Source organism: Caproicibacterium lactatifermentans (genome assembly GCF_013315815.1).
Taxonomy (GTDB): Bacteria; Bacillota; Clostridia; order Oscillospirales; family Acutalibacteraceae; genus Caproicibacterium; species Caproicibacterium lactatifermentans.
This window is the reverse complement of record NZ_CP046051.1, coordinates 1,098,968-1,124,691: the sequence shown is the minus strand read 5'-3', so window position 1 is coordinate 1,124,691 and position 25,724 is coordinate 1,098,968. Positions and strand designations below refer to the sequence as shown.

Here is a 25,724-nt window from a genome sequence, read left to right as displayed (position 1 = left end):
ATTGCATGTCCAACAATGGTGATATTACCGACCGGGAGATATGCTGCTCTTTCTGTGGTAAACCGCAGAGTCAGGTGCGCAGATTAATCGCCGGACCAGGAGTATATATCTGTGATTCCTGTGTAGAACTGTGCCAGTCCATTCTGAACGATGAAATGAATCTCTCTACTCATCATCATACAGAACCCGCACAGGAGAATGCAGCAGAACTGCCAAAACCGCATGAGATTAAAAAACGCTTAGATGAATATGTGATTGGACAGGATGCTGCAAAGGTAGCATTGTCTGTTGCTGTGTACAATCATTACAAGCGCATCTATTATGGTGAAGACGACCATGTTACGCTTTCAAAGAGTAATGTGTTGCTGCTGGGGCCTACCGGTGTTGGCAAAACGCTTTTGGCACAGACACTGGCACGCATTTTGGATGTCCCCTTTGCTATAGCGGATGCTACAACCCTGACAGAAGCCGGCTATGTTGGTGAGGATGTAGAAAATATTCTGCTTCGCTTAATTCAGGCTGCTGACTACGATATTGAGCGGGCTGAACGCGGTATTATTTACATTGACGAAATAGATAAAATTGCGCGAAAGTCCGAAAACCCGTCTATTACCAGAGATGTTAGTGGTGAAGGCGTACAGCAGGCTTTGCTGAAAATCCTGGAAGGAACAGTTTCCAATGTTCCACCGCAGGGTGGCAGAAAGCATCCTCAGCAGGAGTTTCTGCAGATTGATACAAGCAATATTCTGTTTATCTGCGGAGGTGCTTTTGATGGCCTCGAAAAAATTGTAGAGGACCGGAATGTTTCCACTTCTCTGGGCTTTGGTGGGGAAGTGCACAGCAAAACGGAATTGGATGCAATGAACTGGATGTCCAAGGTCGAACCACATGACCTTGTGAAGTTTGGCATTATTCCGGAGCTAGTGGGCCGTTTGCCAGTCATTACTGCGCTAAGCGGTTTGGACGAAAACGCACTTGTGCGTATACTGACAGAACCCAAAAACAGTTTGGTCAGCCAGTATAAACGGCTGTTCCAGCTGGATAAGGTTGACCTCGAATTTTCCGATGATGCTTTGCAGGCAATCGCACATAAAACGATTGAACGCCATACAGGTGCGCGTGGCTTGCGTTCTGCCATGGAGGAATTGCTTACACAGTTGATGTATGATGTTCCTTCTGATTATACGGTGGAGAAAGTTGTTATTACTGCTGATACAGTTAACACTGGTGCAAAGCCAGAACTGGTTTACAATCCGGACCGTCAGCCGGTGAAGATAAAAATGGCACTTCCAAATCCTCCAAAGAATAAAGGACGTCGGGACACCGCTTGAAGCTTGTTCTGCTGTTATTTTAAAATATGAGGGCTGTTGTATGTGGTAACCCAGACTTTTGTTACCCGCAGCAGCCTTTTTTAGTAAGGAGACAGATAATGGTTATAGAAAAGGTGGACCCAGTGCAGCTTGCTCCCGAAGATACACAAATACTACCCACACTTGTTCTGCGTGGATTGGTTATTTTCCCGGGAATGATGCTGCAGTTTGACGTTGGCCGCAGAAAATCTATTCTTGCGCTTGGAAAATCCATGGAAGAAGGCCAGCTGATTTTTCTGGTTACACAAAAGGATTTGTCCGTGGATGATCCGGGCTCGAAGGATATTTACTCCGTAGGTGTCGTTGCCCGCATTCGCCAGATTGTTCGGCGTACAGATGATGGAATTCGTTTGTTTACCGAAGGATTGTATCGGGCAAAGGTATGTGCAGTTAAAACAGAAAATCCTTTCCTGTTAACAGAAGTAGAAAAAATAGAGGATAAAAAGCGGAACTCTACACCGAATTCTGAGGCATTGATTCGTTACACACAATCTTTATTTCAAGACTATATTCAGAACTACACCCATGTGGCTCCCGACATTGTTATGGGCGTTGTGCAGAAAAAGGATTGTGGGGAACTGGCCGATTATATTGCCATGAATGTTTCGCTGGATTACGATAAAAAGCAGGAAATACTTGAGGAGCTTCATCCCTACCGGCGCTTAAAGAAGCTGAGCGCTATGCTGAAATCGGAACTGCGGATTTTATCTATCGAATCCAAAATTTCTGAAAAGGCAAAGGACCAGATAGATGAAAACCAGCGAGATTATTATTTGCGGGAGCAAATGAAAGCGATTGCAGATGAACTCGGTGAAGTTGACAATCCTTTGCAGGAGGCCGACCAGCTTCGGGACCGCGTTAAAAAAGCCGGACTGCCGCAGGAACAGGAAGAGAAGCTGCTGAAAGAATGTGACCGACTGGCGAGAATGCCGGAAGGTTCTCATGAAGGCAGTGTCATTATTACTTATGTAGAAACCTGCCTATCTTTGCCGTGGAACAAGTCATCAAAAGACCATATTGACCTGCAAAAGGCTCGCCGCGTCTTAGATAGGGACCACTATGGCTTGACAAAAGTAAAGGACCGCATTATTGAGTCACTGGCAGTAAAAAAATTGAATCCAGATGTGCAGGGCCAAATTCTATGTCTTGTCGGCCCTCCGGGAGTTGGCAAGACCAGTATAGCGCATTCTGTCGCAGAAGCAATGGGACGCAAATATGTGCGTGTGAGCCTAGGCGGCGTGCATGATGAATCTGATATACGTGGGCACCGCCGAACCTATATTGGTGCTATGCCCGGCAGAATTATCAATGCAATTCAGAAAGCAGGAACAAACAATCCCGTCTTGCTGCTGGATGAGGTCGATAAGCTCGGTAATGATTACCGTGGTGACCCCTCATCTGCTTTGCTGGAGGTTCTAGACAGTGCGCAAAATAGCACATTTGAAGACCACTATGTTGATATGCCATTCGATTTAAGCAAAGTGTTCTTCATTACGACAGCAAATGATGCTTCCAATATACCGGAACCTTTGTATGACCGAATGGATGTCATTACCCTTGGCAGCTATACGCATGAAGAAAAATTTCAGATTGCGACTAAATATCTGGTCCCGAAGCAGCTGAAAAACAGCGGCATTTCCAATAAGAATCTGCGAATTGCTCCTTCAGCAATTCGTGCAGTCATTGGCGGCTATACGCGGGAAGCCGGCGTTCGTGGCCTTGAACGACAGATTTCTACTATTTGCAGAAAAAGTGCTGTGAAAATCGTTGAGGACCCAGAGCTTGTAGTTCGTGTTACGCCGAAAAATCTGGAGAATTTCTTAGGGCCCTGCAAGTTCCGTGACGAATCTTTAAATAAAAAAGATACTGTTGGTTTAGTAAATGGTCTTGCGTGGACTTCCGTGGGTGGTGTCATGCTGCCAATAGAAGTAGCGGTTATGTCTGGAACTGGAAAGATTGAATTGACTGGCTCATTAGGTGATGTTATGAAAGAATCCGCACGGACAGCTATCAGCTGCATTCGTACACGTGCTGATAAACTCGGCATACCGAGCGACTTTTACAGCAAATACGATATTCATATTCATGCGCCGGAAGGAGCTGTCCCTAAGGATGGCCCAAGTGCCGGTGCGGCTATGGCTACCGCTATCACCAGTGCGCTGACGAAAATCCCGATTCACCATGATGTTGCTATGACCGGTGAAATCACGCTGCTTGGGCGTATTTTACCTATCGGTGGTCTGCGGGAAAAAACGATGGCTGCTTACCGGGCAGGCATTAAAACTGTTTTAATTCCAAAGGATAATGTATCTGATTTGGAAGAGGTAGATAAGGTTGTTAAAGACTCTGTTGAGTTTTTGCCCATGGAACATATTGACCAGGTTTTAAAAAATGCTTTAATAAAGAATCCATTTCAGGCAGTTCAGCAGTAAGGAGTATATATGAAGATTGAATCGGCACAGTTCGAATTTGCTGCAGGGATAAAAGAACAACTGCCAAAAGGAACGCTTCCTGAAATCGTATTTTCCGGGAAATCAAATGTAGGAAAATCTTCGCTCATCAATAAGCTGCTTAACCGGAAGTCCCTTGCACGGGTGAGCGGGCAGCCAGGGAAAACAGCGACAATCAATTTTTATCGTTTAGATGGCTGTCGTTTCGTTGACCTACCTGGATATGGTTATGCAAAGGTATCCAAAGAAGAAAAGCTGCGCTGGGCCGAGCTGGTGGACGGTTATTTTGCCGAAGACCGTCCCGTTGTTCTGGTAATACAGATTTTAGATATGCGTCATGAACCAACGGAAAACGATATGCAGATGATACAGTTTCTTTTGCACAATCAGTTTCCGTTTTTGCTGCTGGCAACCAAAAGCGATAAACTGAACGTTTCACAGCGCAGGGAAAGGCAGTCGGCATTGCAGCAGTTGTCCGAGCAGACACATGCCCCACTTCACATCTTTTCCGCCCGCAGCGGGGAGGGCGTAGGAAATCTGCGTTCTGCTATCAAAAAGGCTTGTGAATCCACGAAATAATCATAAAATATAACACAGGATTGGTGGGAAAGATGAAAATGCTGAATGAAGATCTGAAAATCAATCAAGAAGGTCATCTGTTATTTGGCGGTGCGGATACAGTTGCACTGGCCAAACAATATGGCACGCCGCTCTATGTTATGAATGAGAACAGGATTCGTAAAATCTGCAATATGTACAAACAGTCCATTGAAAAATGCTACCATGGCAACGGACTACCGCTCTTTGCCAGTAAAGCATTTTGCTGCAAAGAAATCTGCCGCATTATGAACGACGAGGGAATGGGACTGGATGTTGTGTCCGGTGGAGAACTGTACACTGCCATGCAGGCAGGGTTCCCGCCAGAACGTATTCAGTTCCACGGTAACAATAAAACGACGGAAGAAATGAAATACGCGTTAACCTGTGGTGTCGGTCATTTTGTGGTGGATAATTTGACAGAGTTACATACGCTGGATAATCTGGCCGGTTGTATGCACGGTCATGCCAATATTCTGCTGAGGATTAAGCCCGGTATTGATGCCCATACCCATAAATTCATTCGTACCGGCCAGATAGATTCCAAGTTTGGCTTTGCACTGGAAACGGGCGAGGCTATGGCGGCGGTGAAAGAAGCCCTGCAGGCGAAAAATGTTACTTTGACTGGCCTGCACTGCCATATTGGTTCCCAAATTTTCGAGATTCAGCCCTTCCTGCTGGCGGCCAAAGTAATGCTGACTTTTATACGGGATATTAAGGCGGAAACAGGTGCAGAGTTGCAGGAACTCAATTTGGGCGGCGGCTTTGGTATTAAATATACCGAGCAGGACCAACCGGTTCCTTATGACCAGTACATGGAGCAGGTTTCAAAAACTGTACATAGTTGCTGCAGTGAATACAATCTGGCACTGCCTAAAATTTATATCGAGCCAGGCCGTTCCATTGTGGGAGAATCGGGTTTAACACTCTATACCATAGGTGCTGTTAAAAGCATTCCGAATACTCGGACCTATGTTTCGGTTGATGGCGGCATGACAGATAATCCCCGCTACATTCTGTATCAATCCACTTATGAAGCAATCGTTGCAAACAAGGCAGAAAAGCCACGGGATTATACCGTGACGATTGCCGGCCGCTGCTGCGAATCCGGCGATTTGATACAGGAACACACACCTATCCAGAAGTGCGCCCCCGGGGACATCTTGGCGGTTCTCTCCACCGGTGCCTATAACTATTCAATGGCGTCTAATTACAACCGTGTTCCACGCCCGGCGGTCGTCTTTGTAAAGGACGGCAGCCCGCGTGTCGCTGTGCGCAGAGAATCCTATGCAGACCTTGTGCAGAACGATTTGTAAGTCTTAGTGAATAGAATACAGCATGAGGTAAAGGGCAGCAAAATGCCCTTTACTTTTGCACTTTTTTAGAGTAAAATTTTAAATAGGAACAACGACAAAATATTGCAATGAACAATGTAGGAGTGAACTGATTTGAATTCAAAAATTAAAGATGACAGTGTAGATTTCCTTTTTCAGGCGGTACTTTCTTTAAAGACTCCAGAGGAATGCTATGCTTTTTTTGAGGATTTGTGCACCGTGCCGGAGATTAAGGCCATGTCACAACGCTTGCTGGTTGCGCATATGTTGAGTACAAAGCAGAACTATCAGCATATTGTACACATCACACATGCATCTACTGCAACAATCAGCCGAGTAAACCGTTCGTTAAATTACGGGTGCGATGGTTATAAGTTGGTTTTTGACCGCTTGGATAAAAAAGCAGAAGAAAACGACAAAAAAGAAACGAAGAATGACCAATAAACAATTTTGGCCATGTATACTTACGTAGATTTTACTGGAAACTCATAAAAAGGAAAGACCAAGTTTTATGGATAGAATGATTCGTTGCCTTACAGAAAGCAGCCACATTATGGCTTGTGCTGTAGATTCTACTTACATGGTAGCAACAGCACAGCAGATTCACCATACCAGTCCAACCGCAACAGCCGCTTTGGGCCGTTTACTGACAGGAACATCTATGATGGGTGCCATGTTGAAAGACCAGGGCTCCAGCTTACAAGTGAAAATCAGTGGTGGAGGCCCAATTGGGAGCTTAACGGCAGAAGCAGACTGCTTTGGAAATTGTCACGGATATGCTGTACATCCTGAAGCGGACCTTCCGCTGAAACCAAACGGAAAATTGAACGTAGGTGGAGTTGTTGGCCGTAATGGTCTGTTAACCGTTGTCCGCGATGATAAGGGCCATAAACCCTACTCGGGACAGACCCAGCTTGTGTCAGGAGAAATTGCAGAAGACTTGGCAGCGTACTATGCATATAGTGAGCAGATACCTACGGTGTGTGCTTTGGGTGTTTTGGTGGGAAAAGAAAACGAGGCGCAGATACTGGCCGGCGGCTTGCTGATACAGGGTATGCCGGGTGTTACAGGGGATGAGCTGGAACAGCTGGAGAAGAATGCAGCAAAATTGCCCGCCGTTACAAAAATGCTGGCTTGTGGGAATAGCATAGAAGATATGTGTGACCTGGCTTTACAGGGAATGCCGTTTAAAAAGCTGGACGAAAGCAAAGTAGCCTATGCCTGTGGCTGTTCAAAACAGCGGGTGCTGCGCGCGCTGTCAACGCTGTCTCCAGCAGACATTCGTTCTTTGGCAAATAAGAAAACTGGATATGCGGAAGCAACATGCCAATTTTGTGGGCGTAAATATCGTTTTTCCGAGGAAGAACTGCAGTGCTTGGCGGCTACTGTCGAAAAAAGCAAAAACAACAAATAATTTTTTAAAAAATCCCTTGACATTCATCAAATGATGGTGTATTATAATACACGTCGCTGATAAACAACAGCAGCGCAGCAAAAATTGGGAGCATAGCTCAGCTGGTTAGAGCACCTGCCTTACAAGCAGGGGGTCATAGGTTCGAGTCCTATTGTTCCCACCAGCAGTGGCTCGGTAGTTCAGCTGGTTAGAACGCTAGCCTGTCACGCTAGAGGTCGACGGTTCGATCCCGTTCCGAGTCGCCATTTTTGCCTCTGTAGCTCAGTAGGTAGAGCAGGGGACTGAAAATCCCCGTGTCAGTGGTTCGATTCCGCTCGGAGGCACCATTTGCGAACGTAGCTCATTTGGTAGAGCGCCACCTTGCCAAGGTGGAGGTAGCGAGTTCGATCCTCGTCGTTCGCTCCATGTTTGGCGTCATAGCCAAGTGGTAAGGCATGGGTCTGCAAAACCCTGATGCCCCAGTTCGAATCTGGGTGACGCCTCCATGTCGCAGTAAACAGAGAGCTTTGTTTTCTCTGTTTACTTTTTTTTTATCTGAATGGAGGAAGTAACCGGGAACATGAATACTCAAACAGTTGAACATCCGCTGCGACCTGTTTTTGCGGCTGATTCCCGTGTCCTGATATTGGGCACCATGCCATCGCCAAAGTCGCGTGAAACCGGATTCTATTATGGACATCCACAAAATCGTTTTTGGCGCGTATTGGCAACTGTCTTTCATCAGCCGGTACCAAGTACCATAAACGAAAAGAAAACCTTGCTGCTACAAAATCATATTGCACTATGGGACGTACTTCGTGCCTGTTCTATTAGTGGTGCAGATGATTCAAGTATCAAGGACCCACAGCCAAATGATATTCCAAAGCTGCTAAGCAGGACAAATGTATATGCCGTCTTTACAACAGGGAAGAAAGCATATTCCCTGTACCAAAAATTGGTTTTTCCTACGACGCATTTACAAGCGGTTTCTTTACCGTCCACTAGCCCGGCAAATTGCAGAGTTTCTTTTACTGAACTCGTACAGGAATATCGTTATATCGCGAAGAAAGTAGAAGAAGGAGAAGAAAAAGAAAAGAATGGAAACTGCTGTTAAGCAAATTGAATCAAAGCAAACACCACAGCCAAACCGTATGGGTGTACAAAAAATGGTGCCTTTAGTCATTAGCATGTCATTGCCTACTATTTTTTCTATGCTGGTGCAGGCGCTCTATAATATTGTAGACAGTATTTTTGTTTCTCGCATCAATGAAAGCGCTATTACAGCAGTTTCATTGGTCTTTCCAATACAGAATCTTTTAATTGCTGTCTGTATTGGTACTGGCATCGGCATGAATTCACTGATTGCCCGGCGGCTTGGCGAGAAAAAAATAAAGGAAGCAAATCTGGCGGCGGACCATGGCGTGCTGCTCAGTGCCCTTAACTATGTATTTTTTCTGCTTCTTGGCCTTTTTGCGGCAGCTCCATTTGCGCATTCTTTCACAAAAAATCCACAAATCCTAAAGTGGGCTGTGCAGTATATGCAAATTGTGTGCATTGGTTCTTTTAGCTTTTGCTTTGAAGCTAACCTTGAAAAAGTCATTGGCGCAACTGGAAACATGGTATATCCCATGATTTTCCAACTGACAGGGGCGGTTGCTAATATTATATTGGACCCAATCTTTATTTTTACATTGCATATGGACGTTGCCGGTGCAGCGATTGCAACGATTATTGGGCAGTTCCTTTCCCTTTTGGTGGCTGTGTATGTGATACGCCATAAGAAAATGGAAGTACATATTTCTTTGCGGGATTTCCATTTCAGCTGGCAGACAATTCGGGATATCTATACCGTCGGTTTGCCGTCCATTGTTATGAATGCGATTGGTTCTGTTATGACTAGTGGACTAAACGCAATCCTTATTACGTTTAAAGATATAGGTAATACAGCTGTAGCGGTTTTCGGTGTATATTTTAAATTGCAGATGTTTGTGTTTATGCCCGTTTTTGGGCTGAACCAGGGCATTATTCCGATTATGGGGTATAATTATGGTGCCCACAATAAAAGGCGCTTAAATAGCTGCTTGCGTATCGGGATTGTTATTGCTGTATGCATTATGCTGTTTGGCATGACTTTGTTTATGGCAATTCCGGGTCAGCTGCTGAAAATATTCGATGCGTCGCCAAGTATGCTTTCAATGGGCATTCCAGCACTGCGCACCATCAGCCTTTGTTTTCTTCCGGCTGCACTGGGAATTTTGTTGTCTGCCGAGTTTACAGCTGTAGGTAAAGGCACATACAGCCTGATTGTTACGCTTATGCGGCAGCTGTGTGTGCTGCTTCCAGCGGCAGCCATTTTGGCTCAAGTAACAGGACGGGTAAATGCAGTATGGTTTGCTTTTCCGATTGCAGAAGTTTCATCTCTACTTACAAGCATCATCCTTCATATTCGCCTAAAAAAGACTCTGCTTCAAAAGCTGTAAGGTTCTGCTCCTTCCTCTGTCAACATATAAATGTAAATGCGAAAGAGGAGGAATGAAAATGAAAGTAAAACATATCAATATTTGGATGCTGGCAGCTTTTATTACTGTCTGCGTCCTATTTTTATTTTTGCTCTCTGTTTCCTGTTTCCATACTGCACAAACAGCTGTGGCTGCGGCGGCTGTACGACCGCTTGTGGTTTTAGATGCAGGACATGGTGGAGAAGATGGGGGAGCAGTCGGTTGCTCGCCTGTGCCCGAAAAAGTTTTAAATCTATCGATAACGAAGAAAATTGAAAAAGGATTGACATCTGCAGGCTGCCGTGTTGTTATGACACGTACAGATGATACAATGTTGGGGGACAACACACTCTCCACTTTGCATGAACGGAAAGTGTCTGATATTCATAAACGGCTTTCTATTTTGCAGGAAAATCCGGGCGGTATCTTCGTTAGTATCCATCAAAACCATTTTGCAGATGGTTATTATAATGGTGCACAGGTGTTTTATTCGTCGAATCACCCCAAAAGCAAAATTCTTGCGGAATCTATACGGCAATCCATCGTATCCAGTGTACAGCCCCAAAATAAACGGGAAAACAAAGCTGCTACCAGTTCCATTTATTTGCTGGCACATGCAAAAGATCCGGCAATCCTAATAGAGTGTGGTTTCCTCTCAAATGCCTCAGAAGCAAAACTGCTAAACGATACTGCTTATCAGCAGAAAATGGCCGACGCTGTTACACACGGAATTTTGAATTATCAGAAGCAGGGTGCTGCAGTGTCCTCTGCTGTGTCTTCAAACCGCTTGTATTCCTCCGTATCCTCCGCTATAATAAAGTAATTAGGAAAAAATTAAACACAAATCCATTAGTCCATTAATTATTGGTATGAGGAATGAACAAACGATGGCAGGAAAACTAAAAAGTATTTATAGATGTACAGAATGCGGATATGAATCTGCAAAATGGTATGGAAAATGTCCGGAATGCGGTGCATGGAATACCATGTCTGAAGCGCTGCAGGAGCCAGCTGTTTCGATGCGGCGCGGTAGTATAGGGCAGGGAATTTATCATCAAACAGCGCCGCAGGCGACACCAATTCGAGAAATTAGCATGGAGGAGGAGCCACGCTATAAAACGGGCGTTTCGGAACTGGACCGCGTTCTAGGTGGTGGAATTGTAAAAGGTTCCATCATCTTAATTAGTGGTGAACCGGGAATCGGTAAGTCAACGATATTAACGCAGATTTGCGCTTATTTAGGAAATACTCTGAAAATTCTATATGTTTCTGGTGAGGAGTCCAGCCGACAGATTAAGCTAAGGGCAAACCGATTGGGAGTGGAGCCAGACAATCTTTATATTTTGACGGAAACAGATATACAAAGAGTTTTGGAGCAGGTCCGAACGGAAAAACCGGATTTATTGATGATTGACTCTATTCAAACGATGAATGATACAGAATTAAACTCCGCTCCCGGCAGCGTTACACAGGTTCGTGAATGCACAAATGCGATTATGCATATCGCAAAAGGAATGGAGATTCCTGCAATCATGGTAGGTCATGTCAACAAAGACGGAGCCATTGCTGGGCCGAAGGTCTTGGAACATATTGTTGATGCGGTTTTATATTTTGAAGGTGACCGTCAGATGAGCTACCGCATCTTGCGCGCGGTAAAAAACCGGTATGGCTCCACCAATGAAATTGGTGTTTTCGATATGGAAGAAACGGGGCTGCATCAAGTAGAAAACCCGTCAGCATCTATGCTGACGGGTCGGCCAACGAATGTTTCCGGTACTTGTGTTACCTGTGTGATGGAAGGCAGCCGTCCTATATTGGCGGAGCTGCAGGCACTGGTCACTTCGTCCGGCTTTGGGAATCCCAGAAGAATGGCAACCGGCTTTGACTATAACCGCATGAATTTACTCCTTGCGGTGCTGGAAAAGCGGGCGGGCTATTATTTTTCAAATCTTGATGCCTATTTAAATGTAGTAGGCGGTCTGCGTTTGGACGAACCTGCGTGTGATTTGGCGGTATCCATGGCGCTGGTTTCCAGCCTGAAGGATGTACCGATTGCCGATGATGCGGTCATTTTTGGAGAAGTGGGCTTAACGGGAGAGGTTCGTTCAGTTATGCATGCAGAACAGCGTATCAGAGAAGCAGAACGAATGGGTTTTCATCGATGCATTCTTCCGTGGTACAATTTAAAGTATCTTAGCGGCCGGCAGGCAAATACAACGATACAGCTGACCGGCGTTAAAAATGTGAGACAGGCTTTTGCGGCGCTTCAGCAGGAGTAGTGGTGTTTGCTTCATATACGGCGCGCGGTATTGTGCGAATACAGTGGATACAGCCGTTCGGTTCATAGTGCGTGATGGCCGAGGGCGGTTCTACCGTACAGTATCCGTCCTTTTGATAAGCACAGTCCTGGTCACAATGAACAAGCATTTTTGGTTACCTCACTTTTCCTTTTTTATTTCAGTATGAGGTAAAAAAATTGCTTTTATGCAGAGAGGAGAAGCTATCATTTCACGTGGAATTGAAATTCCAAATTTACCGCAGCAGCGTGTTACCTTAGTCGCGGTGTCAGAAATGACTCCAGCTTCTGTTGTGAAGGCATTACAGGCCCTTTCTATTAAAGTTATGAAAGTTACTGCGGATAACCGGTTCACAGGTTCGGTGTCTTCCCATGCAGATATGCGGTGCCACTTAACGGGCAGCCAAACAGGCTTTTGTACAGATGAATCCTTGCGAGCGGAATTTCTGCGAAGAGGTATTTCTCTTTTCAGAACAAATGTTCATAAATTTTCCAAATATCCAGAGGACTGCAGTTTGAATGCAGCCAGAGTCGGATCTTATGTTTTTGCAAATCCAAGATGTATGTGCAAAGAACTTCAAAAATTTTATAAAGAGGAGCAAGAACAACAAAAAATAGAATTCATACCGGTTCGCCAGGGATACACCAAGTGCAATATAGCAGTTGTAGATGAAAGGTCCATTATAACCGAAGACAATGGAATTGCGGCCGCAGCGCGAAAAGCTGGTTTGGACGTTTTGCAGCTGCGGCCTGGGATGGTTCAGCTGGATGGCTATCCATATGGATTTATTGGCGGCAGCTGCGGAAAATTAGCACCGAATGTTTTAGCGTTTGCTGGTTCAGTTTGGAGTCATCCACAGGTAGAACAAATTATTCGATTTTTAAAGGAACACCATGTTCGGGCGTTATCCTTAGGCAATGGACTGCTGCAGGACATCGGCGGTATTTTGCCTGTAAAAGAAAAAGAGTATAAGAAGAGATGAAAAATCAAAAAACGTAATTATACAAAATGAACATTTTGTATAATTTGGGGAGGCCGGAAGCACGTTATGAAAGAAAAATATATGAATGAAGCTCCAATCATCATTAAGCAATTTTTAGGCTACTTACAAACAATTAAAGGTAAATCTCCAAAAACGGTTGAAGAATATTATTTAGATTTGCGTACTTTTTTTCGGTATCTAAAACAGCATCGGGAGCCTTCGCTGGCGGATAAACCTCTAGCGGATATCTCGATTGCAGATATAGACCTCACTTTTGTTAAGTCGGTTACCTTGACGGAGGCCTATGAATTCATGAACTATTTGATGGCTGTTCGCCACAATGGTCCTGCGGCCCGATCACGAAAGTGCTGCAGTTTACGGGCTTTTTACAATTATCTAACGCACAAAGCGCATCTTTTGAAGGATAATCCCATTCAAGAGCTGGAATCTCCTAAAGTAAAGCGAAGCCTGCCCAGGTACTTAACACTGAACCAAAGTATTGACCTTTTAAAGCAAGTCAAAGGCCCCTTTAAGGAACGCGATTACTGCATTTTGATTCTCTTTTTGAACTGCGGAATGCGTTTATCTGAATTGGTCGGAATTAACATAAATGATATTAGACGCGGCAGCAATACCCTGCGAATCCTTGGCAAAGGCAATAAAGAACGAATTATTTACCTCAATGAAGCGTGTTTGCACGCGATTGACAATTACTTGAAAGTCCGCCCAAAGGACCACCTAAAGGACAAATACGCCCTGTTTATCAGCAAACAGAGAAAGCGAATCAGCCCTAAAACCGTGCAGTATCTCGTCAAAAAGTACCTATCCGGTATTCAACTGGGCGGTTCAGGATATAGTGTCCATAAACTGCGGCATACGGCCGCAACTTTGATGTATCAACAAGGAAAAGTAGATATCCGTGTTCTGCAAGAGATTTTGGGACATGAAAATTTGGGTACAACTGAAATCTATACGCATCTTTCCAATCAACAGATGGAAAAGGCAGCTGAGTCTAATCCCCTTTCTCACATAACGGAAAAGCAAATTGAATCTGAACAAGCAGAACAAGCAGAAACGGAAGGAGCAGCAGAAATAGAGCAACCGAAACAGCAGGATGATACAACTGCCACACAAACACAGCCAGCCCCTTCTGTTATACATATACAGCATCAGAAATAAAAAACTTCAGAAATAAAAAACTTCAGACAGATAAAAATTAAAAAAGCTTACCCTTGCTTTTTCAAGTTCAAGGGCAGGCTTTTTTCTGGTTAAATTTATTAGTCTTCTTCGTCATCATCGTCGTCGTTCGTGTCTTTTTTATGGATGGTATCCCAATCTGTAAAATCCGGGATTCCCTCCTCTTCCATCATGGAGGATTCATTTCCTTCGGAAGCTTCTTTTTCCTTCAATGCCGGCTGCAGCATATGCCGGTCAATAATAGGATAAACCAATGAGTTCACAGTGTAGGACCAGAAACTCCAGAGGAAAAACAGCGCGACTGCAAAAATAATCAACAGAAATAAGGCAATATATTGTCCTATCCACATAAAGGATAACAAGAAGAAAGCCAGTACCGCACTAATGGCAAATGCAATGAGGTTCCAACCCAATGCTGAAATTGCAAAAATACCTGCATTTTTGTACATTTGGGACAACTTCATATTGAAAGTAACAATTTGCAAAGGAATGTAAAACTGCATGGAAGTAAAGATAAATAGGATGGCAAAACTAATGGCAAAAGCGGCAATGATAATAGGCATACCCAGCTGTTTTTGATTCTGCGCAGAAGCGTAAAAAGGAATAGCAATGCTTAATGTGCCGTATACTAGATAGCAAATGATTCCGTTTGATAAAAACTGCTTCCAGTTTTCCTTTAGCTTCTGAAAAAAGTCATGTAAAATAAATACATGCTCTTCTCTGATGTAGTTTCGCGTTTCATAGGTGAGTCCGGCAAGAAACGGTGATAAAGCGATAAGCGGCAAACCGGCCAAAAGAATGCTTTTGGTTTTTGCATCAATCACTACGAAAGCAACCAGCAGAAGGATGGCCGGTACGGCAAACAGAAGATTCAATTTTATGAAATCCCAAAAATGCCGGCCGAAAATTTGCCAGTAATGAACAAATCTGTTTGGCTTTGGTTCGTTTTTAGATATGCCAGGACCAGGGCGATTATAGTTTGAAAAAAGACCCATAATGTGACTTCCCTTTAATAAAATAATCTTTCTTTTATGTTTATCATACACTCATTTAAAATATCCTGCAAGCAAGATATTCATCATCCCAATTTAGCCTTTGGATGACAATGACGGTAAACTTGCTTTACATGGTCATTTAGTAAATGCAGATACACTTGTGTTGAAGAAATATCCGCATGGCCCAACATGTGTTGAATATCTTTCAGGTCTGCCCCATTTTCCAATAGATGAAGGGCAAAAGAATGTCGCAGCGTATGCGGCGTAATTTCTTTTGCAATACCTGCCTGCCGGGTGTAGCCTTTGATGATTTTCCAAAAGCCTTGTCGTGTCAGTCGATGACCGTTTAAGTTTGTAAACAAGGCTTGTTTCTCTTTTGGGTCGGCGATTACTTTTCGCACATGAAATAAATAATCTGATACGGCCATAACAGCTTGGTGGTAAACAGGAATGATACGGCCTCCCCTTTCTCCCCTGCAGTATAAAATACCAGTGTGGAGGTTAATATCCCCTACATTTAGGTTTACCAATTCTGAGACGCGAGTACCGGTTGCGTATAAAAGTTCCAGCATAGCTTTATCTCGGCATCCTTTCGGCTGCGAAGTATCCGGCTGGGATAAAAGCAACTCGATTTCGTCCCCACTAAGGGTTTCAGGAAGTTTTGGTGGTGCTTTTTTAAGCTTAATCTCTTTTGCTGGATTGGTATCGGTCTCCCCGTTTTGCACGAGAAATTGATAAAAACAGCGGATAGATGCTACATGTCTTGTAATCGTTGCGGCAGATTTATTTTGGTTTTGCAAATGCAGAATATAGTTTTCTACCGTCTGTTGGTTCACTTGTGCCGGTGAAAAGATATGCTGTTCTTCTAAAAAATGCAGATAATCAGAAATATCACGTAAATAGGAATCCAATGTATTGGGAGAAACCCGTTTTACTTTTGAAAGGTATGTACCGAATTCTGAACAATACGCTTTCATTTTTCTCCTTCTCTCTTTATAACCAAGATATCAAATATCCCGCAAAGGCCCATGAAAAAAAAGTATCTGCGCCGGCGCCTAAAAAAGCCAGTGCCAAAATACGGGCAAACTGCGAGAGATACTTTATAAATTTAGGTGGTACGCCCTCTTCAGACAGTCCTGCACGGGAAAGGCGGTGAGAAAAGAGCTGCGCTTCTTTTGCAGCCCAGAGAATAGCAAGGCAGCTGCAGAAAGCTCCTGGCAGTAAGATAACTGCATAAAAAATGCCTCCATGCAGGCCATAGGATGTATACAAGTATCCGCTTGTCATGCCTAAACCGATTCCCCGAATAAAGGGTACAAAAGGAACCAGCAAAGCCCCCCACACTGACAGCCCACACAAAAAGCAGGTTAGGATAAATACGAAGGAAGAAGCTGCCGAAGCGAAAAAAACGGACAATAAAGACGAACCATTGTGAAGTGTATAGTTGCTGTTAAAAAGGAAATCCAGCTTTTTCAAAGTGGGAAGCCCCGCTTTTGCAGAGAGCAAAGCCCCGCAAACCACTCCTCCAAGAAGAACGGCTGCTAGAGCAGCTAAAATGCGATTTTGTGAAAGCGCTTCTTTCAGTTGTGTTTTATCCGGAAGTGATTGGGGTAAATGCTGCAAAACAATTTTCATAGGATTGCTGCCTTTCCATTTTTTCTTCTCGGTACTCGTCTGTTGTGTTACAGATAAATGTATGAATCAGGCAGTACAGATATGTCCCTTCCGTTCCTGCAGCACACAACGGAAAAGGTATCACGAAAGGCAGTCTTTTCCTATATTATACCTATTTTTTATTTGTTTCAACAGATAGCCGCAAATTGCCATAAAATTATGAGAAGTGCATAATTGGAAAGGCATAACATAATTGGAAAGGCATAAAATGATACAATTCTCTTATATGATAAACAAAAAGGCACCTGCTGTTTGTGCATAAGCAGGCGCAAAAAAGGATTTTATTCTGCCATTGCCGCTTGAATCATAATTGCACATTCCAGGCGTTTTTTCTCCAGCTGGCAGGCAATGCTGTGTGGCTTCAAGATGCTGCCCTCGTATTTTTGGTTGTTCGCATTGCAGCCGCCGCTGCAATAGAATTTTGCCCAGCAGTTTTTGCATTCCGATTTTGTATAAACGTTGGCGGCAGCGAAACGATTTTTCATTTCATGGTCATATGTTCCATCTAATACGTTTCCCATAATCCATTCATCATTTCCGACAAACTGGTGGCATGGGAAAATTTCTCCCAAAGGAGTTACCGCAACGTATTCATTACCGCAGCTGCAGCCGCGCAGACGCTTAATTGCGCACGGTCCTTGGTTCAGGTCAATCATAAAATGGAAAAAGTTAAAGCACTTTCCTGATTTCTTTTTTTCAATCATTACATTTGAAAGGTGCTCATATTCTTTAAATACAACAGGCAAGTCCTCTTCTTGAATGGAATATGGAAGCATAGGGTCAGAAACAACAGGCTCTACTGAAATCTCATCAAAGCCGAGCCGCTCCATTTCCAGAATATCATTTACAAAGTCAAGGTTATGCTTTGTAAATGTACCGCGGACATAATAGTCCTTATCTCCCCTGCCGGCAACGAGCTTTTGAAATTTTGGCACAATTATATCATAAGAACCGGTTTTGCCGTCCGGGCAGACGCGCAGCCGATCATTCACTTCTTTGCGGCCATCAAGAGACAGAACGCAGTTGGACATCTCCCGATTAATAAAATCTATTTTGTCATCATCAAGCAGCAAACCATTTGTGGTGATTGTAAAGCGGAAATTTTTATTGTACCTTTTTTCCAGGCTGCGTGCGTAGGCAACCGTTTGTTTTACAACATCAAAGTTCATCAGCGGTTCACCGCCGAAGAAATCGACCTCCAAATTATAACGGCTGGCGGATTCTTTAATGAGAAAATCAATAGCAGCTTTGGCTACTTTAAAAGGCATCAGCATACGTCCCTTGCCGAAGTCACCTTGTGCTGCAAAACAGTAGGCACAGCGAAGATTGCAGTCATGTGCAATATTCAAGCACATGGACTTAATAGGTGCGTCTTTCATCATACCGGCAAATTGTTCATAATCGTCGGAAGAGAACAGCTGTCCCTTTGCCTGCAGTGCCAGAAGCTCCTGATAAGCTTCATTTAAAGTGTCAGCACCGTATTTCGGCAAAAGCGCTTTTTTGGCAGCCTCAGGCATTTGCTCCGGAACGGAATCGTCCAGATAATCCAACAGGTCATATGGTGCGGGCTCAAATAGATGAACAGCACCGGAGTTTGTGTCCAGAACAATTTGGAAGCCGTTAAGTGTGTACTTATGTATCATTTTTTAAAACTCCATTATTACAAAAATAAAGGGGCAGACACAGCCTGCCCCTTACGAAAATTGTGCGTTTTTAACAGGACATTATGTCAGCTGTTTCAGCGATTTTTATTTTCGCACTTCTGGTTTGCAACTGTACAGGAAACTTTGCAGGCAGACTGGCAGGATGCCTGGCATTCACCGCAGCCACCCTTAACGCAGCTTTCCTTCAAGTTTGCCTGATTCAGTGTTTTAATCTGCTTCATGAAATTTTCCGACCTTTCCTCAAAGTTTCTTTCATTATAACACAAATCCAAAGTGAAAGGAAGAAATTTATCAGATTATCTGATTTTTGACCGACGGTAAATGGCAAGATATCCACCCAGCGCTCCAGACAAAACCATGACCATCATACGAGTAAGAGAGGAAATGCTAAGGACATCATGTGAATTCACTGCACCGCCAATCAGACACAGCAAGAACAAAAGCATACCACAGCCCATTCCAAGCAGCAGTCCCCTGCGGTGACTGACTTTTCCTGCAAAAAGACCAGCAAAGAAGGCACTGACTGCGGAGATAATCAGAATCATTGGCTGCAGCAAATCTTGTGGCAACTGTCCGCTGGACTGGACCGCTGCCGCTGCCAAAAGCAGAAGCAAAGCACAAATAGCCGCGCCACCAACGGTGCCAGTTAGGATAGAGCGAAATAAAAGAGTTCCAGGTTTTAAAGCAATCGTCCGGCTGGTTTTCATAAAAAAGGCCTCCCCCACCATTATCCTTCTGCAGATAATCTATGAGGGAAGCTGTTTCAGTATTCTGATTAGTTGGTTTTTTAGAAGAATTAGAAGAAAAGATTCGTTCTGTTTTCAAACATTTTACTTGACCTGCTGTTCCAGCTTCTCTTCTTTTGACTTTGCAGCAGAATCCTCTGCATCTTCTTTCTTTCCGAAAAACCTTCTCTTCTTTTTGGGTGGCTCTGCCGGTGCATCATGTACGGTGTCGACACTGCCAATTGCCCAGCGCTTAATGCGCAGCTTGATGCGGTCTGTACCGGTTTCGATAATCAGGGAATCATTATCTTCCTTGATACCGACAATACGTCCGCAAATGCCGCCGATTGTTGTAATATCATCGCCAATCTGCGCGTTTTTGCGCATTTTCTCTTCTTCTTTGCGCCGCTTGCTTGAAGGACGCATAACCAGCCACATCAATACGCACAGTAGGATGATGGGTACAAAGGTAACAAGTGCAGCAGACGAGCTGTTTGCTGAGCTGGCAGCGGAAGAAGATAGAAATACAGGGTTAAACATATTCTTTCAGCACCTCCAAGTGAATGTATTTATTATATCAATTCCTGGACGGGCTTGCAAGAAAAATTATAAAATCTTACAGCAGAAATAAAATCCGTTATATTCTTCGGCTGACGGAATCAATATGGCTGCGGTAGAATTCATCGAAATTTCCGGCATCCAGCGCTGCACGAATTTTCTCCATGAAGGTATTATAGAAGTAAAGATTATGCAAAACCATTAGCCGCATTCCAAGCATTTCTCTAGCTTTCAGTAAGTGATGAATGTAGGCGCGGGTAAAGTGCTGACAAGTTGGGCATTGACAGCCTTCCTCCAACGGATTTTGGTCCAGTGCATATTTCGCGTTCATCAGATTGCGAACACCTTCCATAGTAAAGGCGTGTCCATGGCGGGCGTTGCGGGTAGGCATTACACAGTCAAAAATATCAACGCCGCGGCGCACACCTTCTAAAATATTGGCGGGCGTACCAACCCCCATCAGATAACGCGGCTTATCCTTGGGCATATAAGGGTTCAGCACTTCAAGGATATGGTACATTATGTCAGCACTTTCCCCTACGGCGAGCCCCCCAATCGCATACCCAGGCAAATCAAGTTCCGCAATTTGTTTCATATGCTCCACACGCAGGTCATCATAGACACTTCCCTGGTTAATCCCCCAGAGCATCTGCTGCGGGTTGATTGTGTCAGGCTGCGCATTAAGCTGGGTAAGCTCTGCTTTGCAGCGGTGAAGCCAGCGCGTTGTGCGCTCTACCGAATGTTTTGCATAATCATATTCTGCAGGATTTTGCATACATTCATCGAAAGCCATGGCGATTGTGCTGCCAAGATGCGATTGAATACGCATACTTTCCTCTGGGCCCATAAAGATTTTATGCCCATCAATATGGGAAGCAAAGGTGACGCCCTCTTCGGTAATATTCCGAAGCTTGGCCAGCGAGAAAACCTGAAAGCCGCCGCTGTCAGTTAAAATTGGGCCATCCCAGCGGGTAAAACGCTGCAGACCGCCAAGCTGATAAACTTGTTCATCTCCCGGGCGCAGATGCAGATGATAGGTGTTACACAGTTGAACCTGACAGTGAACAGCCTTTAAATCCAACGCAGAAACAGCGCCCTTAATAGCACCCGCGGTAGCAACGTTCATGAAAGCCGGCATTTGAACAGTACCATGTGGTGTTTGAAAAGTGCCCCTGCGTGCAAGCCCCTCTTGTTTTAAAAGTGTATACATAGATTCAGACCCTTTATACAAAATAAAAATTTTGCGCAATTAATATATGAACATGGCATCTCCAAAAGAGAAAAAGCGGTATTTTTCCTGCACAGCAACCTTATATGCATTCATAATATGGTCATAGCCGGCAAAGGCGCTGACCAACATAATAAGTGTGCTTTCTGGAAGATGAAAGTTTGTAATGAGTCCGTCCAGAACTTTAAACTGGAATCCCGGATATATGAAAATGTCGGTCCAGCCTTCACTTTCCTTTATACAGCCTTCTTTTGCAGCGACACTTTCCAGTGTGCGGCAGCTGGTGGTACCGACAGCGATCACACGATTTCCGGATTTTTTCGTTTCATTGATAACATCGGCAGTGGACTGCGGCAGATAATAATGTTCAGAGTGCATTTTATGGTCCACTACTTTATCTGCAGTTACTGGACGGAATGTTCCCAGCCCGACATGCAAGGTGACAAATTCCACTTTTACACCCATTGCTTTTACTTTTTCCAGCAGTTCCTTTGTAAAGTGCAGACCGGCGGTTGGTGCGGCGGCGGAACCGACTTCTTTGGAATAAACAGTCTGGTAGCGTTCCTGGTCCTTTAGCTTTGTTTTGATGTACGGCGGCAGAGGCATCTGCCCAATCTGATCCAAAATTGAGAAAAAGCTGCCGGCGTAAGAAAATTTCACAATACGGTTTCCGTCATCGTGTACGTCAATGACTTCGGCCTTCAGCAGACCGTCCCCAAAGGAAAAGTGTGTTCCAATTTTTGCCTTTTTCCCCGGCTTGCACAGAACTTCCCATGTATCGTTCCCTTGATTTGTCAGCAGCAAAAACTCCACTCGGGCACCAGTGTCTTCTTTAATACCATAAATACGCGCGGGAAGTACACGGGAATCGTTCAGAACAAGGCAGTCACCTGGATGAAGCCAGTCTGTAATATCATGAAAATGGCAGTGGGCAATTTCCCCCGTCTTTTTATTCAAAGTCAATAGACGGGAAACATCACGCGGCTCCACCGGAATCTGCGCAATAAGTTCTTTGGGCAGGTCGTAATAGAAGTCTTTTGTCTGTAAATTATTAAGGTCTAATTGCATATCTTTCTCCTAAAAGTATGACTAAAAGCTGTGCTTCTTAGCTTTTAGAAAATTTATGAAATACGGCTGTTTCATTATGTTTTCTTTATTATAAATAAATTGACATCTAATAACAAGTCTGCTATGATAGGCAGAAGATAGAGGCGCGGATTTGAAGAGTAGCAGAGCTTGAGGCTGCCAAAGCCGGTGACAGTCTGTAAAAGGAAAATTCGCCGAAGGGATGGCTTGGAACAGCAATTCCTGGTTGAGTGTGTGAAACATCGACTCAACTGTCGTCATAGAATTATGATGGAGCGCTATCGGCAAGCAGTTCAATAATACGTTTGCCGAACCTCTCTATTATAAGAGCATGACGACCGGTTTGCAACCGGTCTTTTTCATTTCTGATCCCCAGATTTTTTCATACCCTTGAGGAGGCTTTTGTAAAAATGAGGCAGTTTAGTGTTGGAATCATCGGTGCAACAGGTATGGTTGGGCAGCGTTTTGCTACGCTTCTGGAAAATCATCCATGGTTTCATGTTACAGCCCTCGCAGCCAGTGCACGTTCCGCGGGAAAAACCTATGAAGAGGCCGTAGGCGACCACTGGCTGATGAAAGCACCAATGCCTGAATCTATGAAAAGCATGGTGATTTTCAACGCTGAAAAAGATGTGGAGAAAGTCATTGACTTGGTTGACTTCGTTTTTTGTGCAGTCAATATGCCGAAAGATGCTACGAAGGCACTGGAAGAGTTATATGCCAAACAGGAATGTCCGGTTATTTCCAACAACAGCGCCAACCGTTTAGTACCAGATGTCCCGATGATTATTCCGGAAATCAATGCGGACCATGCGGAAATCATTCCTGTTCAGCGTAAACGCCTGGGCACAAAACGCGGCTTCATTGCGGTGAAATCCAACTGTTCCTTGCAGAGCTATGTACCGGCTATTCAGCCGCTGATGGATTTACACGTGACAAAAGTCCTAGCTTGCACTTATCAGGCAATTTCCGGCGCAGGCAAAACTTTTGAAACGTTCCCGCAGATTCTGGACAATGTCATTCCCTACATCGGCGGTGAAGAAGGCAAAAGTGAAAATGAGCCTATGAAAATCTGGGGACATATTGAGAACGGGCAGATTGTAAACGCTGTGGAGCCGAATATTACTTCTCAGTGCCTGCGTGTACCTGTTTCGGACGGACATACCGCTGCCGTTTTTGCTACTTTTGAAAAGCCGGTCAGCATGGAAGAAATCATTGAACGGTGGGAGTCCTATAAGGGAGCGCCGCAGGAGCTAAAATTGCCAAGTGCACCTAAACAGTTCCTGCATTATTTCCATCAGGAGGATCGGCCGCAGACGCGTCTGGACCGCAACTTGGAAAACGGCATGGCTGTGTCGATTGGACGTCTGCGCCCAGACAGCCAGTACACCATTAAGTTTGTATGTTTGTCCCATAACACACTGCGCGGCGCTGCCGGCGGTGCGGTGCTGCTGGCCGAGCTGCTGGCAGCGAAGGGCTATTTGGATTAAATTTATCTTGGAGGCATTTCTGATGAAACATCCCATTTTTACTGGTTCTGCGGTTGCGTTGGTTACCCCTTTTTCGCAGGACGGGTCTGTAAACTATGAAATGCTGGATCGCCTGCTGGAGCTGCACCTTTCCAGCGGAACGGATGCTGTCGTTTTGTGCGCAACTACAGGTGAATCTCCGGTTTTAACTGCGGAAGAATATAAGAAGGTTCTTCAGCGTGGTATTCAAAAAGTGGCGGGACGTGTGCCGGTTATCGCGGGTGCAGGCAGTAATTGCACGGCAACCGCGTTGCAGCTTTGCAAAACAGCACAGGAAGCCGGTGCCGATGCACTGCTGGTAGTGACACCCTTCTATAATAAAACTTCTCAAAACGGATTGATTGCGCATTACACTTATCTTGCTGACAGAGTAAACAAACCTATTATTATTTATAATGTTCCTTCCCGTACAGGAGTGAATGTGAAGCCGGAAACTTATCAGATTCTTGCGAAGCATCCGATGATTAATGGCGTGAAGGAAGCCAATGGCGACATTACTTCTGTGGCACGCACGATTTCTTTATGCAAAGATAATTTTAATGTTTATTCCGGAAATGATGACCAGGCACTGCCGATGCTCTCGCTTGGCGGAAAAGGTGTTATTTCAGTGTTTGCTAACTGTTTGCCCCACCAGATGCACGAGCTGTGCAGAGCTTATCTAGATGGGGATACGAAACAAGCTGCATCGTTGGAGGCAAAATATCTACCGCTGATGGATGCGCTGTTTATGGATATTAACCCGATTCCGGTGAAAGAAGCACTGCGCATGATGGGATATGACTGTGGAATCTGCCGGCTGCCTTTAGTGGAAATGGACGATGCAGCAAAGAAAGAATTGGCAGCGGTCCTTAAACGGTATGGCCTAATTTCATAATATTTTGAAAGAAATGGGATGTAAAAAGCGATGATGAATGTTTTAATCAGCGGCTGCGGCGGAAGAATGGGTCATGTTGTCGCAAGCATGCTGGCTTCCCGTGAAGATATGCAGGCAGTCGGCGGAGTGGATTTGCGCCCGTGCGATGACTGCGGATTTTCGGTCTTTTCTTCTCCGGAAAAAGTGAATGTACCGGTTGATGTGGTCATTGATTTTTCTAACCCCTCTGCCCTGCTGCCGCTGTTGGACTATGCAGAAGCAAACAAGGTTCCTGTGGTCCTGTGCACCACAGGTTATAACAGCAGCCAAGTGGAAGCACTGAAAAAGGCTGCCAAAACCATTCCGGTCTTTTATTCGCGCAATATGTCACTTGGCATCAATTTGCTAATAGAACTGAGTAAAAAAGCGGAAAAGGTTTTAGGACCGGATTTTGATGTAGAAATTATTGAGAAACATCATAATCAAAAAATTGATGCACCCAGCGGTACAGCGCTGATGATTGCAGATGCGGTTTCTCAGGCGCGCGGAGAAGATATGCACTATGTTTATGACCGGCATTCCCAGCGAAAGAAACGGGAACCTTCTGAAATAGGAATTCATTCCATTCGTGGCGGAACCATTGTTGGTGAACATGAAGTAATGTTTGCTGGGAATCATGAAGTTATTACAATCTCTCACTCTGCACAGTCAAAAGAGGTATTTGCCGCTGGTGCTGTAAATGCAGCCGCATTTTTAGCGGGAAAAGCTGCGGGTCTTTATGATATGTCCGACTTACTGAAATAAGGAGTGAAAGTAGAGATGGCAGCAAAACAAACAATTCAAACGACCAGTGAAATCACACTGGTTACACTGCAAAACTGTCCAGCAAATCCGGCTTTTCTGGCAAATGTGTTTGTGAAAATTTCTGAGCTTGGAGTAAACGTTGACATGATTTCGCTTTCACCGAATCACGGCTCCAGTACAGCAGTTTCTTTTACAATCAATGATGAAGACCTTGGGAAAATTTTAAAGTTTACCTCTTCCCTGCAGAAAAAATCGAAGATAAAAACGATTGTCAGCAGTGGTAACTGTAAAATTAATGTTTTTGACCAGAACATGGTGAACACACCTGGTGTTGCCGCAAAAGTATTTGCCGCCATTTCTACAGTGAATACTGATATACGAATTGTGACCACTTCTGATGTGGATATTTCGGTGCTGATAACGGAAGCGGACTTTGGTACCACTTTAGAGGCCCTGCAAAAAGCACTTGACTGAAAACAAAGGATTCATT

At 44.4% G+C, this 25,724-nt stretch carries 25 protein-coding genes, 5 tRNA genes and 1 riboswitch; of the genes, 21 read left to right on the top strand and 9 right to left on the bottom strand.

Annotation, left to right across the window (positions count from 1 at the left end; genetic code table 11):
* Positions 1 to 5: 5 nt before the first annotated feature.
* The 17 genes from clpX (at position 6) to GJQ69_RS05375 (ending at position 14,100) form a co-directional block, all read left to right on the top strand.
* Positions 6 to 1,331 carry an ATP-dependent Clp protease ATP-binding subunit ClpX gene (gene clpX / locus GJQ69_RS05455; protein WP_086035700.1) on the top strand — a complete coding sequence of 442 codons (1,326 nt, stop codon included), beginning with the start codon at positions 6 to 8 and terminating at the stop codon, positions 1,329 to 1,331.
* 98 nt (positions 1,332 to 1,429) lie between these two features.
* Positions 1,430 to 3,802, top strand: a complete 2,373-nt coding sequence (gene lon, locus GJQ69_RS05450; RefSeq protein WP_086035701.1) for an endopeptidase La — start codon at positions 1,430 to 1,432, stop codon at positions 3,800 to 3,802.
* Positions 3,803 to 3,811: 9 nt separating this feature from the next.
* Positions 3,812 to 4,399 (top strand): ribosome biogenesis GTP-binding protein YihA/YsxC, encoded by a 588-nt coding sequence (yihA, locus tag GJQ69_RS05445; protein ID WP_174193201.1) that lies wholly within the window; start codon positions 3,812 to 3,814, stop codon positions 4,397 to 4,399.
* Positions 4,400 to 4,437: 38 nt separating this feature from the next.
* Positions 4,438 to 5,733, top strand: a complete 1,296-nt coding sequence (gene lysA, locus GJQ69_RS05440; protein ID WP_086036844.1) for a diaminopimelate decarboxylase — start codon at positions 4,438 to 4,440, stop codon at positions 5,731 to 5,733.
* A 132-nt stretch (positions 5,734 to 5,865) separates the two neighbouring features.
* Positions 5,866 to 6,195 carry a YerC/YecD family TrpR-related protein gene (locus tag GJQ69_RS05435; protein ID WP_086035703.1) on the top strand — a complete coding sequence of 110 codons (330 nt, stop codon included), beginning with the start codon at positions 5,866 to 5,868 and terminating at the stop codon, positions 6,193 to 6,195.
* A gap of 67 nt (positions 6,196 to 6,262) precedes the next feature.
* Positions 6,263 to 7,165 (top strand): Hsp33 family molecular chaperone HslO, encoded by a 903-nt coding sequence (hslO, locus tag GJQ69_RS05430; protein ID WP_086035704.1) that lies wholly within the window; start codon positions 6,263 to 6,265, stop codon positions 7,163 to 7,165.
* An 86-nt stretch (positions 7,166 to 7,251) separates the two neighbouring features.
* Positions 7,252 to 7,328, top strand: a tRNA-Val gene (locus tag GJQ69_RS05425).
* Between the two features lie 5 nt (positions 7,329 to 7,333).
* Positions 7,334 to 7,410 (top strand) — tRNA-Asp (locus tag GJQ69_RS05420).
* 5 nt (positions 7,411 to 7,415) lie between these two features.
* A tRNA-Phe gene (locus GJQ69_RS05415) sits at positions 7,416 to 7,491 on the top strand.
* Positions 7,492 to 7,494: 3 nt separating this feature from the next.
* Positions 7,495 to 7,570 (top strand) — tRNA-Gly (locus tag GJQ69_RS05410).
* A 5-nt stretch (positions 7,571 to 7,575) separates the two neighbouring features.
* Positions 7,576 to 7,650 (top strand) — tRNA-Cys (locus GJQ69_RS05405).
* A gap of 74 nt (positions 7,651 to 7,724) precedes the next feature.
* Positions 7,725 to 8,258 (top strand): DNA-deoxyinosine glycosylase, encoded by a 534-nt coding sequence (locus GJQ69_RS05400; protein ID WP_086035705.1) that lies wholly within the window; start codon positions 7,725 to 7,727, stop codon positions 8,256 to 8,258.
* Positions 8,242 to 9,624, top strand: a complete 1,383-nt coding sequence (locus GJQ69_RS05395) for an MATE family efflux transporter (RefSeq protein WP_086035706.1) — start codon at positions 8,242 to 8,244, stop codon at positions 9,622 to 9,624. Before GJQ69_RS05400 ends, GJQ69_RS05395 begins: the two co-directional genes overlap by 17 nt.
* A 58-nt stretch (positions 9,625 to 9,682) precedes the next feature.
* Positions 9,683 to 10,465, top strand: a complete 783-nt coding sequence (locus GJQ69_RS05390) for an N-acetylmuramoyl-L-alanine amidase (protein ID WP_157658930.1) — start codon at positions 9,683 to 9,685, stop codon at positions 10,463 to 10,465.
* Positions 10,466 to 10,529: 64 nt separating this feature from the next.
* Positions 10,530 to 11,921: a DNA repair protein RadA gene (radA, locus tag GJQ69_RS05385; protein ID WP_086035708.1), complete on the top strand. Its 1,392-nt coding sequence runs from the start codon at positions 10,530 to 10,532 to the stop codon at positions 11,919 to 11,921.
* A 205-nt stretch (positions 11,922 to 12,126) separates the two neighbouring features.
* Positions 12,127 to 12,921, top strand: coding sequence for a DUF6873 family GME fold protein (locus GJQ69_RS05380; RefSeq protein ID WP_086035709.1), 795 nt, complete (start codon positions 12,127 to 12,129; stop codon positions 12,919 to 12,921).
* Positions 12,922 to 12,987: 66 nt separating this feature from the next.
* Positions 12,988 to 14,100, top strand: a complete 1,113-nt coding sequence (locus tag GJQ69_RS05375; RefSeq protein WP_174193199.1) for a tyrosine recombinase XerC — start codon at positions 12,988 to 12,990, stop codon at positions 14,098 to 14,100.
* A gap of 98 nt (positions 14,101 to 14,198) precedes the next feature.
* Here GJQ69_RS05375 and GJQ69_RS05370 read toward each other — a convergent pair whose 3' ends face one another.
* The 9 genes from GJQ69_RS05370 to queA all read right to left on the bottom strand — a co-directional run bounded on the left by GJQ69_RS05370 (position 14,199) and on the right by queA (position 22,030).
* Positions 14,199 to 15,164: a DUF624 domain-containing protein gene (locus GJQ69_RS05370; RefSeq protein WP_157658931.1), complete on the bottom strand. Its 966-nt coding sequence runs from the start codon at positions 15,162 to 15,164 to the stop codon at positions 14,199 to 14,201.
* A 32-nt stretch (positions 15,165 to 15,196) separates the two neighbouring features.
* Positions 15,197 to 16,090 (bottom strand): site-specific tyrosine recombinase XerD, encoded by an 894-nt coding sequence (xerD, locus tag GJQ69_RS05365; protein ID WP_086035712.1) that lies wholly within the window; start codon positions 16,088 to 16,090, stop codon positions 15,197 to 15,199.
* A 16-nt stretch (positions 16,091 to 16,106) separates the two neighbouring features.
* Complete coding sequence (locus tag GJQ69_RS05360) at positions 16,107 to 16,748, bottom strand: stage II sporulation protein M (RefSeq protein WP_086035713.1); 642 nt, start codon at positions 16,746 to 16,748, stop codon at positions 16,107 to 16,109.
* A 320-nt stretch (positions 16,749 to 17,068) separates the two neighbouring features.
* On the bottom strand, positions 17,069 to 18,430 hold the full coding sequence (gene scfB / locus GJQ69_RS05355) for a thioether cross-link-forming SCIFF peptide maturase (protein ID WP_174193197.1): 1,362 nt from the start codon (positions 18,428 to 18,430) through the stop codon (positions 17,069 to 17,071).
* 95 nt (positions 18,431 to 18,525) lie between these two features.
* Entirely contained in the window at positions 18,526 to 18,672 is a 147-nt protein-coding gene (gene scfA, locus GJQ69_RS05350) for a six-cysteine ranthipeptide SCIFF (RefSeq protein WP_086035715.1), read from the bottom strand.
* Positions 18,673 to 18,747: 75 nt separating this feature from the next.
* A complete protein-coding gene (locus GJQ69_RS05345) occupies positions 18,748 to 19,158 on the bottom strand; it encodes a TIGR04086 family membrane protein (protein ID WP_157658932.1) in 411 nt (136 codons plus the stop codon).
* A 123-nt stretch (positions 19,159 to 19,281) separates the two neighbouring features.
* A complete protein-coding gene (gene yajC, locus GJQ69_RS05340; protein ID WP_086035717.1) occupies positions 19,282 to 19,716 on the bottom strand; it encodes a preprotein translocase subunit YajC in 435 nt (144 codons plus the stop codon).
* Positions 19,717 to 19,813: 97 nt separating this feature from the next.
* Positions 19,814 to 20,944 (bottom strand): tRNA guanosine(34) transglycosylase Tgt, encoded by a 1,131-nt coding sequence (gene tgt / locus GJQ69_RS05335; protein WP_086036845.1) that lies wholly within the window; start codon positions 20,942 to 20,944, stop codon positions 19,814 to 19,816.
* Between the two features lie 39 nt (positions 20,945 to 20,983).
* On the bottom strand, positions 20,984 to 22,030 hold the full coding sequence (queA, locus tag GJQ69_RS05330) for a tRNA preQ1(34) S-adenosylmethionine ribosyltransferase-isomerase QueA (RefSeq protein ID WP_174193195.1): 1,047 nt from the start codon (positions 22,028 to 22,030) through the stop codon (positions 20,984 to 20,986).
* A gap of 130 nt (positions 22,031 to 22,160) precedes the next feature.
* Positions 22,161 to 22,337: riboswitch (Lysine riboswitch) on the top strand.
* Positions 22,338 to 22,458: 121 nt separating this feature from the next.
* On the opposite strand from queA, the gene asd reads away from it, so the two are divergent.
* The 4 genes from asd to GJQ69_RS05310 are packed head-to-tail and all read left to right on the top strand — an operon-like array spanning position 22,459 to position 25,708.
* The gene (gene asd / locus GJQ69_RS05325) at positions 22,459 to 23,538 is read left to right on the top strand and encodes an aspartate-semialdehyde dehydrogenase (RefSeq protein ID WP_174193193.1); all 1,080 of its coding nucleotides are present in this window, start codon (positions 22,459 to 22,461) and stop codon (positions 23,536 to 23,538) included.
* 22 nt (positions 23,539 to 23,560) lie between these two features.
* Complete coding sequence (gene dapA / locus GJQ69_RS05320) at positions 23,561 to 24,451, top strand: 4-hydroxy-tetrahydrodipicolinate synthase (protein ID WP_174193192.1); 891 nt, start codon at positions 23,561 to 23,563, stop codon at positions 24,449 to 24,451.
* 30 nt (positions 24,452 to 24,481) lie between these two features.
* Complete coding sequence (gene dapB, locus GJQ69_RS05315) at positions 24,482 to 25,234, top strand: 4-hydroxy-tetrahydrodipicolinate reductase (protein ID WP_174193190.1); 753 nt, start codon at positions 24,482 to 24,484, stop codon at positions 25,232 to 25,234.
* 15 nt (positions 25,235 to 25,249) lie between these two features.
* A complete protein-coding gene (locus GJQ69_RS05310) occupies positions 25,250 to 25,708 on the top strand; it encodes an ACT domain-containing protein (RefSeq protein ID WP_174193188.1) in 459 nt (152 codons plus the stop codon).
* The last annotated feature ends 16 nt before the right edge of the window (positions 25,709 to 25,724 follow it).

What these genes read in the sequence shown, in the direction of transcription:
- clpX (WP_086035700.1), top strand. Translation starts at nt 6, where the DNA reads ATGTCCAACAATGGTGATATTACCGACCGGGAGATATGCTGCTCTTTC.
- lon (WP_086035701.1), top strand. Translation starts at nt 1,430, where the DNA reads ATGGTTATAGAAAAGGTGGACCCAGTGCAGCTTGCTCCCGAAGATACA.
- yihA (WP_174193201.1), top strand. Translation starts at nt 3,812, where the DNA reads ATGAAGATTGAATCGGCACAGTTCGAATTTGCTGCAGGGATAAAAGAA.
- lysA (WP_086036844.1), top strand. Translation starts at nt 4,438, where the DNA reads ATGCTGAATGAAGATCTGAAAATCAATCAAGAAGGTCATCTGTTATTT.
- hslO (WP_086035704.1), top strand. Translation starts at nt 6,263, where the DNA reads ATGGATAGAATGATTCGTTGCCTTACAGAAAGCAGCCACATTATGGCT.
- GJQ69_RS05400 (WP_086035705.1), top strand. Translation starts at nt 7,725, where the DNA reads ATGAATACTCAAACAGTTGAACATCCGCTGCGACCTGTTTTTGCGGCT.
- GJQ69_RS05395 (WP_086035706.1), top strand. Translation starts at nt 8,242, where the DNA reads ATGGAAACTGCTGTTAAGCAAATTGAATCAAAGCAAACACCACAGCCA.
- GJQ69_RS05390 (WP_157658930.1), top strand. Translation starts at nt 9,683, where the DNA reads ATGAAAGTAAAACATATCAATATTTGGATGCTGGCAGCTTTTATTACT.
- radA (WP_086035708.1), top strand. Translation starts at nt 10,530, where the DNA reads ATGGCAGGAAAACTAAAAAGTATTTATAGATGTACAGAATGCGGATAT.
- GJQ69_RS05380 (WP_086035709.1), top strand. Translation starts at nt 12,127, where the DNA reads ATGCAGAGAGGAGAAGCTATCATTTCACGTGGAATTGAAATTCCAAAT.
- GJQ69_RS05375 (WP_174193199.1), top strand. Translation starts at nt 12,988, where the DNA reads ATGAAAGAAAAATATATGAATGAAGCTCCAATCATCATTAAGCAATTT.
- xerD (WP_086035712.1), bottom strand. Translation starts at nt 16,090, where the DNA reads ATGAAAGCGTATTGTTCAGAATTCGGTACATACCTTTCAAAAGTAAAA.
- GJQ69_RS05360 (WP_086035713.1), bottom strand. Translation starts at nt 16,748, where the DNA reads ATGAAAATTGTTTTGCAGCATTTACCCCAATCACTTCCGGATAAAACA.
- scfB (WP_174193197.1), bottom strand. Translation starts at nt 18,430, where the DNA reads ATGATACATAAGTACACACTTAACGGCTTCCAAATTGTTCTGGACACA.
- scfA (WP_086035715.1), bottom strand. Translation starts at nt 18,672, where the DNA reads ATGAAGCAGATTAAAACACTGAATCAGGCAAACTTGAAGGAAAGCTGC.
- GJQ69_RS05345 (WP_157658932.1), bottom strand. Translation starts at nt 19,158, where the DNA reads ATGAAAACCAGCCGGACGATTGCTTTAAAACCTGGAACTCTTTTATTT.
- yajC (WP_086035717.1), bottom strand. Translation starts at nt 19,716, where the DNA reads ATGTTTAACCCTGTATTTCTATCTTCTTCCGCTGCCAGCTCAGCAAAC.
- tgt (WP_086036845.1), bottom strand. Translation starts at nt 20,944, where the DNA reads ATGTATACACTTTTAAAACAAGAGGGGCTTGCACGCAGGGGCACTTTT.
- queA (WP_174193195.1), bottom strand. Translation starts at nt 22,030, where the DNA reads ATGCAATTAGACCTTAATAATTTACAGACAAAAGACTTCTATTACGAC.
- asd (WP_174193193.1), top strand. Translation starts at nt 22,459, where the DNA reads ATGAGGCAGTTTAGTGTTGGAATCATCGGTGCAACAGGTATGGTTGGG.
- dapA (WP_174193192.1), top strand. Translation starts at nt 23,561, where the DNA reads ATGAAACATCCCATTTTTACTGGTTCTGCGGTTGCGTTGGTTACCCCT.
- dapB (WP_174193190.1), top strand. Translation starts at nt 24,482, where the DNA reads ATGATGAATGTTTTAATCAGCGGCTGCGGCGGAAGAATGGGTCATGTT.
- GJQ69_RS05310 (WP_174193188.1), top strand. Translation starts at nt 25,250, where the DNA reads ATGGCAGCAAAACAAACAATTCAAACGACCAGTGAAATCACACTGGTT.